Below are 12656 nucleotides of genomic sequence, written 5' to 3' on the forward strand. Positions count from 1 at the left end.
GATTTTAAAAGATCGTGGCGGCTTCGCACTCTAGGGCGGCCGTTCCGTTCTGCACTAACGAAGCAGGGAAGAAGTTCACTTCCCTGCTTCGTTTTAAACCATTGTGCAGACTCCACCTGCCGCTTCGGGGGTATGCCCAAAGGCAAAGACCAGCCTTTGGCCTTGGCCTCGCTCGCCACAATCCCGTTGTGAGAAACCCGCTCACAACGGGATTTTAAAAGATCGTGGCGGCTTCGCACTCTAGGGCGGCCGTTCCGTTCTGCACTAACGAAGCAGGGAAGAAGTTCACTTCCCTGCTTCGTTTTGAAATCATTGTGCAGACTCCACCTGCCGCTTCGGGGGTATGCCCAAAGGCAAAGACCAGCCTTTGGGCATACCCCCTTCTATTTTTTCGGTATGATTTTGAAGATTTCTTCGCTTTCGAATAAGGCGATGACTTCTTGGAGCCATTCATAATACCGTTGGGCGTGATCGAGCTTTGCGGTATCGGTTTCGATCGTTTTTTGCAATGTTTCGTCCTCGGTACCACTTAATTCCGCCAATGTGCTTCTTAATTTATAGACTGCCTTTAAATTGTTATCAACTGATGTTCGCCAGCGCTTCACAAAAACCGTGGAAAACGATTTGTACCAATCATTTTCAGTTTCATATAAATCCTTTCGAACCCCTTTTTGCCAGACTCGTTCAACCATGTTCGCTTCTAATAGCGCTCTTATTCCTGTGCTCATACTCGTTTTGCTCATTTTGAGCTCCTGGCTCATTTGATCAAGGGTCATTGGCGACTCGGCAAAAAGAACAGTTCCGTATAAGCGACCAACCGATTCAGAAATTCCGTATAAATAGATGTTTTTCGAAAGTTCATGAATGAACCGTTCTCTAGCTTCTTCCAGCCTCTGCCACTCATCCTCTTTGTTCTCTAACATCTGCTGTCTGGTTCCTTTCTTTGTTTTCTACATAGAGTTAGTTAAAAGTCTAACAAATGTGAGACCCGAATGGAAGTAGCCTTTTAGCGATGATGCTGGCGCATATCAAAGGAAATATAAGGATCAACCGTATATACTATGTACAGTTTAAACTGTACATAGTATATAAACGAAATAAACAGAATATACGGATTGCCCGAAAATAAATTAAGCCGTATAGTTAGATAGTCAGTCATATTGTTACAGGAATATTACAAAGAGGTGTATGTAGTGTCAAAAATTAAAGTAGAGAATTTGACAAAAATTTTTGGCAAAAAACCAAAGCGCGCTTTAGAACTTCTCGCTCAGAAAAAAAGCAAGGATGAGATTCTAAAAGAAACCGGGATGACTGTCGGAGTCAACCAGGCGAACTTTGACGTTCAAAGCGGTGAAATTTTTGTCATTATGGGACTGTCAGGCAGCGGAAAGTCGACACTCGTCCGTTTATTAAACCGGCTGATTGAGCCTTCGGCGGGAAGCGTCTGGTTTGATGGGGTCGACCTCGCCAAGATGGACGATAAAACATTACGAAATGTCCGCCGGCAAAAAATCGGCATGGTCTTTCAAAAATTCGGCTTATTTCCTTTCCGCTCAGTCGTGTCCAATGTTGAATACGGGCTTGAAGTCCAGGGGATCCCGAAGCAGCAGCGCCAAGAGAAAGCGCTTGAGGCATTAAAACTAGTCGGACTCGAGGGCTACGAAGAGAAATATCCGAACGAGCTATCCGGCGGCATGCAGCAACGCGTCGGTCTCGCCCGCGCTCTGGCCAATGATCCCGACGTGCTGTTAATGGATGAAGCCTTTTCCGCACTGGACCCCCTCATCCGCAAGGATATGCAGGACGAACTGCTCGACCTTCAAGTCAAAATGCAAAAAACGATCATCTTTATTACCCATGATCTTGATGAAGCGTTGCGCATCGGCGATCGGATCATGATTATGAGAGACGGGGCGATCGTCCAGATCGGGACACCGGAGGACATCTTAACAAACCCGAAAAATCATTACGTCGAGAAATTTATAGAAGACGTTGACCGGGCCAAAGTGCTCACTGCTGAACATGTGATGATTAAACCCGAAGTGCTTTATCCGGAAAAAGAAGGGCCGCGTGTCGCCCTGCAACGGATGAAGGATCGCGGCTTATCAAGCATCTTCGTTACGAAGCGCAACAAAGAACTGCTTGGGATCATTCATGCCAGTCAAGTGTCGGAGCTGATTAAACAGCAGAAAAACAGCGTCGACAGCATCATTGTCGAAGATATTCCGCGCGTTCAGCTCGATACTCCGTTAAGTGAATTGCTTGATCAGTTAGCGGTAAGCTCTGTCCCCCTTGCCGTAGTGGACGAAGGAAAGCTGAAAGGAATTATTATTAGAGGCGCCGTGCTTGGTGCTCTTGCAGGAAGTGAGGTTGATTTTGATGAGTTCTATTCCACAACTTCCACTAGCTGATTGGATTGACGCGTTTGTTGAATGGCTGAAAAATGCCTCGGTTTTCTTCCAGTCGATCCGGACGACGATTGAAAGCATTGTTGATTTCCTCGTGCTCGTGCTGGAGCTGCCGCCCGCGTGGCTGTTGATCCTGATTATCGGGGTAATCACATTTTTCACGAGCAATCGCAAGGCAGGGTTAACGATTTTTTCGATTATCGGACTATTTCTTATTTATAACCTCGGTTATTGGGACGATATGATTCAAACTCTTTCCCTCGTCTTAACAAGCTCTCTGATTTCTGTCATTGTCGGAATCCCGCTCGGCATTTGGATGGCGAAAAGTGAAATTGTCGCCAGTCTGCTTAAGCCGATTCTCGATTTGATGCAAACGATGCCGGCCTTCGTCTATTTAATCCCTGCTGTCGCCTTCTTTGGGATTGGAATGGTACCTGGTGTTGTCGCTTCCGTTATTTTTGCGATGCCGCCAACTGTGCGGTTAACAAACCTCGGGATACGCCAGGTTTCGACTGAATTGGTAGAAGCCGCTGATGCATTCGGTTCAACCGGCTCCCAGCGTTTGTTCAAAGTTGAGCTGCCAATGGCAAAAGGAACGATCATGGCCGGAGTCAACCAAAGCATTATGCTCGCCCTTTCAATGGTCGTCATTGCCGCAATGATCGGGGCGAAGGGGCTCGGTCAGCAGGTTTATTATGCGGTCGGACAAAATAATGTCGGAAACGGCTTTGAAGCCGGACTGGCGATCGTCATACTCGCGATTATTTTAGACCGGATCACCCAAAGCTTTAACCGCGACAAGCGCAAAAGCGCGTAACGAGCGGAACGCCTGCCGCCATTCGACGGGCGGTAAGGCTTCTAACGTCTTTTTCAGACGGACGCCTTACCGCCCGTTGAAGCAAATAGCGGGAGATAGACTACATTTAAATAAAAAAGGAGAGGTTCATTTATGAAGAAAAACTGGAAACATATCAGCCTGGCAATCGGGGTCGCCTTTTCATTGACATTGGCGGGCTGCGGCTCCTCAAATGAGGATACGACGTCAGACGGAGCGGACGAAAACGGGCAAGACTCCGCTGAAGAAACCGCAGCAGTCGGGGAAGCTTTGAACTACACAATTACCGGAATTGATGCCGGCGCAGGCGTTATGGCTGCAGCTCAAAATGCAATAGAAGAATACGAGCTTGATGAGTACGAATTGCAGGCAAGCTCGGATGCCGCGATGACAAGCGCTCTGAATGAAGCGATCAGCAACGAAGAAGCGATCGTTGTCACAGGCTGGAATCCGCATTGGAAATTTTCTAAGTATGACTTAAAATATTTAGACGATCCAAAGGGTGTGTTCGGTGATGCCGAAAACATTCATACAATGGCACGGCTTGGTTTAGAGGAAGATATGCCGGAAGCTTATCAAGTGCTCGACAACTTCCATTGGACAGAAGACGACATGGGTGAAATCATGGTCGCGATTAACGAAGGACAGGATCCGGAAGAAGCAGCCGCCGAGTGGGTCGAAAACAATCCGGATAAAGTAGCAGAATGGACCGACGGAGTTGATTCTGTTGACGGTGAAACCATTGTCCTTGCTCTCGTAGCCTGGGATTCTGAAATTGCCTCTACGAACATGATCGCAAAAGTATTGGAGGGAATCGGCTATAACGTAGAAATCAGCCCGATGGAAGGCGGTTATATGTGGGCTGCCATCGCCAATGGCGAAGCGGACGCGATGGTTGCTGCCTGGCTGCCGGCGACACACGGCGCTTACTTTGAAGATTACCAGGACGATGTCATCGATCTTGGAACCAACCTAGAAGGCGCGAAAATCGGACTCGTTGTCCCTGCCTACATGGACATTGATTCGATCGAAGATTTAAAAGAATAATTTGCTAACACAGAAGAGCCTGAAACAAAGGTATTTATTCACCTTTTGTTTCAGGCTCTTCTCTTTTGCTATTCTAATTGCTCCCTTACCCGTCGCTGTACGACTCTCAGCCGCAGGAAAAAGCCAAGCGCGGCGCACGTTAAGCCTAATGTGATCCCGATCCAGAAGCCAAATGGCCCGAGCGCTGTCGCGGAGGCTAATAGATAGCCGGACGGAATGCCGATAAGCCAGTAGGAAATGAAGGCCGTCACAAAGGGTAGCTTCACATCCTTATAGCCGCGCAGCACCCCTTGAAGACCAGATTGAGCCGCATCAGAAATTTGATAAAAAATCGCAAAAATAAAAAACTGACTCGCCATGAGAACAACTTCCCGCTCAGTTGTATAAAGATAGGCAATCGGCTCACGCAAAAAGTAAAGAAACAACGCGCTGATGCCCAGGATGCCAATGCCGCTCAATACCCCGAGCTTGCCATACTGTTTGGCAGCCTGCAAATTACCAGCGCCTACCGAGAAGCCGACGACAATCGTCAGCGCCATTGAAATGCTTAGCGGAATCATGAAAATCAACGACGTAAAGTTAAAAGCGATTTGATGTGCCGCCACCGTCACCGTCGCGAACATCCGCCCCATCATCAAGGTCACGACTGAAAAGATGCTCGCTTCAAAAAAGATCGACAGCCCCATCGGCACCCCAATCCGCAGCTGTTCTTTCCAGGCACGCAGCGAGGGCTTCACCCATTGCTGAAACAAGCGGTACTGTCTCAGCACCCTGATCCGGAATGTCATCGTGACACTAATCACAAACATGATCCAATAGGTAATCGCTGTGGCGTATCCCGCGCCGATTCCACCAAGTGCCGGCAGGCCGAAATGACCAAAAATCAAACCGTAATTCAGCACTGCATTACAGGGCAGGGCCAGCACGGTAATAACCATTGTAATGCGCGTATAGCCTTGCGCATCGAAAAAATAACGCAGCACATTCGTGCAAAACAGCGGAATAATCCCGAGCGCCAATCCGGCTAAATAATGATAGGAAATGTAGGCGACATTCGGTTCAAGCTTCATAAACGCAAGCACCGGCTCAAGAACTAGCGCACCCACGCCGGCGACGGCAATCGCCAGCATAAGCGCGACATAAAGAGCTTGACGGACAGAATCGACAATCCGGTGGCGCTCGTTGCTGCCAATCAATTGGGCGACAATCGGCGTTACCGCAAGCAAAATTCCATTCATCCCGGTAAAAATCGGCATCCACAGACTGGCACCAATCGCCACCCCGGCCAAATCAACTGCTCCGACACGCCCAGCCATCATCGTGTCGATTAGCTTCATCGCGAAAAAGCTTACTTGTGTAACAACAATTGGCCATAAGATTGTCAAAAACAGGCCGATTTTTTCTCTCCATGTCTCCGCATGGTACATATTCTCTCCCACCTTATATGCTCTATCTTTCTATTCTTCTCTAGTATTCACAACAATAACTGGAAACGCAACCCCGTGAAAAGCGGTGTCTGTGCCACGATCCAAAAAGCCCGGAACAAAAGGTCACTTCCGACCATTTGTCCCGGGCCGCGGCCGCCATTGCTGAATACCGCCCAACAACATTTTATTTTTTAAAAAGCCCTCTTAAGGCAAAGGCGACATTTTGCGGCCGCTCAGCTAACCGTCGCATAAAGTAGCCATACCAGTCTTCCCCATATGGAACATAGACGCGCATCCGGTAGCCCTGAGCGGCAATTTCCCTTTGCAGGCCGGGACGGAAGCCGTACAGCATTTGAAATTCGTATTGCGATCTTGGAATGCGCTGCTCGCGGCAATAGTCCTTTACCTTTTTAATCATCCGATGATCATGACTCGCAATCGCCGTGTAGCTGCCACTATCGAGATGCTGCTTAATGATCCGGAAAAAGTTGTCATCGATCTCGCTTTTCTGCTGATACGCAACCGACTTCGGCTCTTTGTAGGCTCCTTTGACGAGACGGAGCGGCACGCCTTCGAGCTTCCGCAGATCATCAGCGGCGCAATGTAAATAAGCCTGAATCGCCGTTCCGACATTTTCATGCGATTCCCGCAGCCGGGCAAGAATTTCCAACGTCGCTTCCCGGCGCGAATAATCCTCCATATCAATTTGGACAAAATTCCGCTTTGCCTCGGCGGCACGGACGATCCGCTTCATATGATGCAGGCAGAGCTCCTGGTCAATGTCTAAGCCGAGCTGGGTCAATTTCACGGAAAGCTGACTATCGACGCCGGCGTCATCCAGCGCCTCGAGCGTTTGAATGCACACCTCCGCCGCAGCGCGCGCCTCCTCCTTTGTCGATACGAATTCGCCCAAGTGATCGACCGTACAGACGAGTCCCTGTTCATTCAGTGTTCGCACCGTTTGAACGACACTTTCAATCGTAGTGCCGGCCACGACTTGCGAGGCACCGAGCCGCAGACCCCATCTCCGCGCACCCTTCGTCAGGAGCTTGTTTTTTGATAACGCGATAAAGAAGTGCCTTGATAGTTTGTCGACGACCATCCGCATCCCCTCCCCGCCTGTTTAATACATTTCGGAAATGGTTTTCGCCTGCATGTGAAGAATGAGATAGTCAGGGCCGCCCGCTTTTGAATCCGTTCCCGACATCTTAAAGCCGCCGAACGGATGATAGCCGACAATTGCCCCGGTGCAATTACGGTTAAAGTAAAGATTGCCGACGTGAAAGTCACGCTTCGCCTGCTCAATCCGCTCGCGATTTGTCGTGATCACCGCGCCTGTTAAGCCGTATTCTGTGTTGTTGGCAATGTCCAGCGCCTCCTCGAAGTCACGCGCTTTGCTGAAGGCAAGCACAGGGCCAAAGATTTCCTCCTGCATAATGCGCGCTTTTGGGTCGGCATCAGCGAACACCGTCGGCTCGATAAAAAAGCCGTCCGCATTATCACCGCTTCCTCCGGCGACAAGACGGGCTTCCTGCTTGCCAATTTCAATATATTCCATAATTTTCGTATATGCCGCCTGATCGATCACCGGTCCCATATAGACGTCGGCCGTAGTTGGCTCTCCGACGGACAGCGCCTTCGTCAATGCGACGACACGCTCAAGAACTTCATCATAAACCGCCTGATCGACAACAGCGCGCGACCCGGCCGAGCATTTCTGACCGGAGAAGCCGAAGGCCGAGGTGACGATCGCCTGCGCCGCCAGCTCTAAATCAGCTTCCTTATCGACAACGACTGTATCCTTGCCGCCCATCTCGACAATCACCCGCTTTAAATGCTGCTGCCCCGGCTGAACAGCGGCGGCGCGTTCATAAAGCCGGACCCCTACATCACGTGAGCCGGTAAACGTAATCAGAGTCGTTTTCGGGTGGTCAACAAGATAGTCGCCGATTTCACTGCCGCTGCCGGGCACGAAGTTCACGACGCCCGGAGGCAGGCCGGCCTCTTCCAGCACTTCGACAAACTTATAGGCGACGACCGGAGTCGCGCTCGCCGGCTTCAACAGGACGGTGTTTCCTGTTACGAGCGGCGCTACCGTTGTCCCGGCCATGATCGCAAAAGCGAAATTCCACGGAGAAATCGTCAGGCAGACCCCCGTTGGTGTATAGAGATAACGGTTATGCTCCCCGGCCCGGCTATTTACCGGCTTCCCGTCCTTTAAGGCAATCATTTGTCGCCCGTAATATTCCATGAAATCAATCGCCTCCGCAGTATCGGCATCGGCTTCCTTCCACGGCTTTCCGGCCTCTTTTACAAGCCAGGCGGAAAATTCATGCTTCCGTCGTCTTACGATCGCCGCCGCCCGGATCAATAGATTGGCCCGCTCTTCCGGGCTGACCTTTCTCCAGCTTTGAAAGGCGGCATCTGCTGCCTCCATCGCCTGTTCTGCTTGCTCCTTGCCTGCTTTGGCGACGACCCCGATCACCTCGGACTTATTCGCCGGATTGCACGATGTGATCGTCTCCGCTGTCATTAGCCGTTTCCCTCCAATCACAAGCGGGTAGTCGGCACCAAGCTGCGCTTCGACCTTTTGTAAGGCAGCGGCAAAGGCGCTGCGGTTTTCCTCAATCGCAAAATCCGTAAATGGTTCATGGCTGTATGCTTGTAGCATGATCATCTCTCCTTTTCATTGTCATACGCATCCGGTTATGCAGAAAGCACCTTTTTAATCCGGGTCATCGCCCAATCAAGCTCTTCCCTCGTAATAATTAGCGGCGGCGCGAAACGAATCACATTGTCATGCGTTTCCTTGCAGAGAATGCCCTCTTCCATCAAACGCTCACAATACGGGCGGGCTGCCCGATCAAGCTCGACGCCGATGAACAGCCCCCGTCCGCGAACCTCCTTAATGAAAGGCTGCTTCAGCTCTTTTAATTGCTGCTGCAAATAGTCCCCCTGTTCAAGAGAGCGCTGGACGAGCTGCTCTGTCTCCATCACATCAAGCGCGGCAACAGCAACAGCGCAGGCCAGCGGATTGCCGCCGAAGGTCGAGCCGTGTGAGCCCGGCTCAAACACCTCTAAAATCGCGCGGTCAGCAGCAACAACTGATATCGGAAAGACCCCGCCGCCGAGCGCCTTGCCGAGAATATACATATCGGGGACGACGTTCTCCCAGTCAGAGGCGAACATTTTCCCGCTGCGGCCAAGCCCTGATTGAATTTCATCAGCGATAAACAGCACATTTTCCTGCCGGCACAAGGCAGCTGCCTCCTTTAGAAAACCGGCCGGTGGCATCCGGATCCCCGCTTCCCCCTGAATCGGTTCAAGTAGAAATGCGGCGGTATGAGCGGTAATCGCCTGCTTTAATGCGTCCAAATCGCCGTAAGGGATCACTTTAATCCCCGGCAGCAGCGGTCCAAAGCCGCGCTGGTAGTCCTCATGAGAGGAAAGCGAGACCGCCGCCATCGTCCGGCCGTGGAAATTGTCTTCACAGACGATGATTTCCGCGCAGTTATCCGGCACTCCTTTCTTGTCATACGCCCAGCGTCGCGCCGCTTTAATCGCTGTCTCGACGGCCTCCGCTCCGGTATTCATCGGCAGCAGCATATTTTTCTTTGTCAGCCGCGAAACCTTTTCATAGAAAGGGGCAAGCTGGTCATGGTGAAAGGCGCGTGACGTCAACGTCACCTTCTCCGCCTGGCGCTTCAAGGCGCCAATAATCGCCGGATGGCAGTGGCCCTGATTGACAGCCGAATAGGCACTCAACATATCTAGGTAGCGGTTTCCTTCCGGATCTTTCACCCAAACCCCCTTCGCTTCTGAAATGACAATCGGCAGCGGATGGTAGTTCCGCGCCCCAAGCTGTTCTGTTCGCTGAATAATCTCTGGTGTTCTCACCCAATCTCCTCCTTTTTCAATCCCACATCATTTATTTGCAAGTCTTATGCCAAACGTTTCTTCAGCATCTCTCACCTCATTCAGTGATAAGTGCCAATTTTTTTGTCGCAAACAATAATTTTTTTGCCTTATCGAAAAATTTTTTGTCTATTTTCTTCTTACTTCCTATTTGCAGCGAAAAGGATATTTGCTATTTTCACATTTTCTTTTTAGACTGGAGGAAAGCAGCAGGAGGGCTTTAAAAATGGATTCTTTAAAAATAGATGATTACTTGAAGCAAATTATGATATATGAGCAGCTGATCAATGAGATTGATGTCGGCATCCACGTCATTAACGAAGCCGGCAAAACGATTATTTATAATGAAAAAATGATGGAGATTGAGTCGCTTTCCAAGGAGGAGGTGTTGGAAAAGGATTTTCTCGATGTCTTTCTGTTCGAGGAAGGCCAGCGAAGCACATTACTTGATGCCCTTCATTCAAAAAAGGAAATTCGCAACGTCAAGCAAACGTATTTCACAAACAAGGGGAAAGAAATTAATACGATCAACCATACATTTCCCGTCTACCGCAACGGTGCTGTGATGGGCGCCGTTGAAATCGCCAAAGACGTGACGAAGCTCGAGCAATTAATCCGCCAGCAGCAAGCCGAAAAAAGTCGCGGAACCCGCTTTACGTTTGACAGCCTGATCGGCAAAAGCCCGGTCATGACGGAGGTCATCGAGAATGCCAAACGGGCGACGCGCACGCTTTCGTCCGTCTTAATCGTCGGCGAGACGGGCACCGGCAAGGAGCTGTTCGCCCAGAGCATTCACAATGGCAGCGACCGCCAGCAGGCTCCTTTTATTTCACAAAATTGTGCGGCAATGCCCGAGACGTTAATAGAAGGACTGCTTTTCGGCACGAAAAAAGGCGCCTTTACCGGGGCGGCCGAACGGCCGGGCCTGTTTGAACAAGCCGAGGGTGGAACATTGCTTCTTGATGAAATTAACTCGCTCAGCCCACTCCTGCAGGCAAAGCTGCTGCGGGCGATTCAGGAGAAATCCATTCGCCGGATCGGCGATACCGTCGATCGAAAGGTCAATGTCCGGATTTTGTCGACGATCAATGAAGACCCTGTTGAAGCGATAGCGGCCAACCGGCTGCGCAAGGATTTATACTACCGTCTCGGCGTCGTTTCTTTGTTTATACCGCCATTACGCGAGCGCCGAGAGGACATTCTGCTGCTGGCTGACCATTTTATTCATAAATACAATGTCATCTTTCAAATGGAGGTCAAAGGATTGGACGAGGACGTTGCCGAACTGTTTCTCCAGTACGACTGGCCGGGGAATGTCCGTGAGCTGGAGCATGTCATTGAAGGTGCGATGAATTTACTCATCGGCGAAGAACGGATCAGCTGGATTCACCTCCCGTATCACTTCCGACACCGGACCCAGCTCACTCCGCCAAATCACCCCCTCCCCGCCCTCCAAGAGGAACACGCTTATCAGGCGCGTCCTCTGAAAGATTACTTGGCTGAGGCCGAAAAGCTCTATATTCAGAAGGCGCTTGAGCGCCATCACGGACACATCACGAATACAGCGCAGGAGCTGGGGCTAAGCCGCCAAACGCTGCAATACCGGATGAAACGGCTGAATGTAGCGGGGAGGAAAGGATAAATAACGAGATGATAAAGAGCCTGAGCAAAAGGTCGGGTTCCCTTCTGTCTCAGGCTTGATAGTTGCGCCGACTTTGTGTTGCCGCGGCCATACCTGACGTTTCAAAAGCCTTACACCGTCCACTTATAATAGATAAACTTTACGCTTTTCCCATTCATGTTAAATTCCTGATTACTTGTCGAGATGTACTCAAATCCGTTTTTCTCGAGCACCCTTTGGGAAGCGATGTTATCAGTCGTCGTCTTCGCGGAAATTTGTGTAATGGATTGCCTGTCAATTATGCTTAGTAACAGCTGGACGGCTCGACTAGCAATTCCTTTTCCTGTATACGCTTCTCCCACCCGATAGCCGATAAAGCCCAATTGACGAGATAAATCGATATCTACTATGTTCATCCGGCCAATAATTAAACCGTTTTTGTTCTTTATTAAATAATAGATAGCCTGTCCTTTTCTTTGCTCTTCCAATAATGCGTTGTGCCTTATTTGAAAGGTGTCGAAATGATAGTAATCCTCCCCGCGGTCCGGTACCATTTTTTCAAAATACGCTCTGTTTTCAAGCTCAAATTCATATAATTTCTTTGCGTCATCCTGCTTCAATATTTCCAGTATGATGTCCATTTTCCTCTCCACTCTATTTGATTTCCAAAGGGAAAAACCGTATTATTCTAATTCCTGAATGATCTGTTTAAACTCATCAACCGCCATCCCTTTAACGGAGCGGCTTTTTTCCGGATCAAAAGCGTTAAGGCTTACAGAAGATTCTTCAGGAGAAAAGGGATTCTCAACCGAATGAACTTGTTCATTTACCACTGCAAATTTCCCATGATATTCACCGGTTATGGAATAAACATTTTTCTGAGAAGGATGCGGATCGAGAAACAAAATATATCTTTCCTTGCTTTCCATTAGTGGATTGTCACGTAGAACATACACTTCTCCACTGCCTTCATCTTCTTCCATGATTCCAACCTGATTAACCTGGATTTCTTTCGTGGAAAGCTCTCCTTTTAAAACGTCTAGCACTCTTGCATTGTAATAAGTAGTATCTTCAGACTCCACTTCTTTTTCAACACCTGTAATCTCCACTTCCGCTATCACGTTAGTATCAGCATAAAGCTCTGTTAATGAATCATAATACTTTTGCAAACTCATTTGACTCACTCTGACTGTTTCTACTGAATCAGGAAGGTCGTCGGGAATGAAATCTAGCTTTCCAACCTTTTCTCCAGAGCCTTCCATCAATTCCTCCGTTGATTGTTGACTTTCAGCCTGTGTACCACAACCAGTCAATAGAAGACCTAATGCTACTAAGAGATAGAGACGGTTCATTCTGTTCCTCCTTTTAAAAATTAATATGCAAGGCCACTTTTGCAGCTTTTG

At 49.3% G+C, this 12656-nt stretch carries 11 protein-coding genes; 4 read left to right on the forward strand and 7 right to left on the reverse strand.

The window, feature by feature from the left end:
- Positions 1–383: 383 nt before the first annotated feature.
- Positions 384–923, reverse strand: coding sequence for a GbsR/MarR family transcriptional regulator (locus ABMB67_RS10585; RefSeq protein ID WP_354572036.1), 540 nt, complete (start codon positions 921–923; stop codon positions 384–386).
- 270 nt (positions 924–1193) lie between these two features.
- Between ABMB67_RS10585 and ABMB67_RS10590 the strand changes: the two genes are divergently transcribed.
- From ABMB67_RS10590 to ABMB67_RS10600, 3 genes are all read left to right on the forward strand, one after another.
- Positions 1194–2411, forward strand: a complete 1218-nt coding sequence (locus ABMB67_RS10590) for a quaternary amine ABC transporter ATP-binding protein (RefSeq protein ID WP_354572037.1) — start codon at positions 1194–1196, stop codon at positions 2409–2411.
- On the forward strand, positions 2380–3225 hold the full coding sequence (locus tag ABMB67_RS10595) for an ABC transporter permease (RefSeq protein WP_354572038.1): 846 nt from the start codon (positions 2380–2382) through the stop codon (positions 3223–3225). Before ABMB67_RS10590 ends, ABMB67_RS10595 begins: the two co-directional genes overlap by 32 nt.
- Positions 3226–3357: 132 nt before the next feature.
- Positions 3358–4290, forward strand: coding sequence for a glycine betaine ABC transporter substrate-binding protein (locus tag ABMB67_RS10600; protein ID WP_251223488.1), 933 nt, complete (start codon positions 3358–3360; stop codon positions 4288–4290).
- A gap of 68 nt (positions 4291–4358) precedes the next feature.
- On the opposite strand, the gene ABMB67_RS10605 is transcribed toward ABMB67_RS10600, so the two are convergent.
- The 4 genes from ABMB67_RS10605 to ABMB67_RS10620 all read right to left on the reverse strand — a co-directional run bounded on the left by ABMB67_RS10605 (position 4359) and on the right by ABMB67_RS10620 (position 9614).
- Positions 4359–5717 carry an MATE family efflux transporter gene (locus tag ABMB67_RS10605; protein WP_354572039.1) on the reverse strand — a complete coding sequence of 453 codons (1359 nt, stop codon included), beginning with the start codon at positions 5715–5717 and terminating at the stop codon, positions 4359–4361.
- A 184-nt stretch (positions 5718–5901) separates the two neighbouring features.
- Positions 5902–6819: a proline dehydrogenase family protein gene (locus ABMB67_RS10610; RefSeq protein WP_354572040.1), complete on the reverse strand. Its 918-nt coding sequence runs from the start codon at positions 6817–6819 to the stop codon at positions 5902–5904.
- Positions 6820–6840: 21 nt separating this feature from the next.
- Positions 6841–8388: an L-glutamate gamma-semialdehyde dehydrogenase gene (gene pruA, locus ABMB67_RS10615; protein WP_251223491.1), complete on the reverse strand. Its 1548-nt coding sequence runs from the start codon at positions 8386–8388 to the stop codon at positions 6841–6843.
- A 35-nt stretch (positions 8389–8423) separates the two neighbouring features.
- Positions 8424–9614, reverse strand: a complete 1191-nt coding sequence (locus tag ABMB67_RS10620) for an ornithine--oxo-acid transaminase (RefSeq protein ID WP_251223492.1) — start codon at positions 9612–9614, stop codon at positions 8424–8426.
- Between the two features lie 244 nt (positions 9615–9858).
- Between ABMB67_RS10620 and ABMB67_RS10625 the strand changes: the two genes are divergently transcribed.
- A complete protein-coding gene (locus ABMB67_RS10625; protein ID WP_354572041.1) occupies positions 9859–11274 on the forward strand; it encodes a sigma-54 interaction domain-containing protein in 1416 nt (471 codons plus the stop codon).
- Between the two features lie 110 nt (positions 11275–11384).
- On the opposite strand, the gene ABMB67_RS10630 is transcribed toward ABMB67_RS10625, so the two are convergent.
- Both ABMB67_RS10630 and ABMB67_RS10635 read right to left on the reverse strand, forming a co-directional pair.
- On the reverse strand, positions 11385–11894 hold the full coding sequence (locus ABMB67_RS10630; RefSeq protein ID WP_354572042.1) for a GNAT family N-acetyltransferase: 510 nt from the start codon (positions 11892–11894) through the stop codon (positions 11385–11387).
- A 42-nt stretch (positions 11895–11936) separates the two neighbouring features.
- Positions 11937–12605, reverse strand: coding sequence for a hypothetical protein (locus ABMB67_RS10635; protein ID WP_251223494.1), 669 nt, complete (start codon positions 12603–12605; stop codon positions 11937–11939).
- Positions 12606–12656: the final 51 nt, after the last annotated feature.

This window comes from Halalkalibacter oceani (genome assembly GCF_040544555.1).
Classification (GTDB): Bacteria; Bacillota; Bacilli; order Bacillales; family Bacillaceae_D; genus Halalkalibacter; species Halalkalibacter oceani.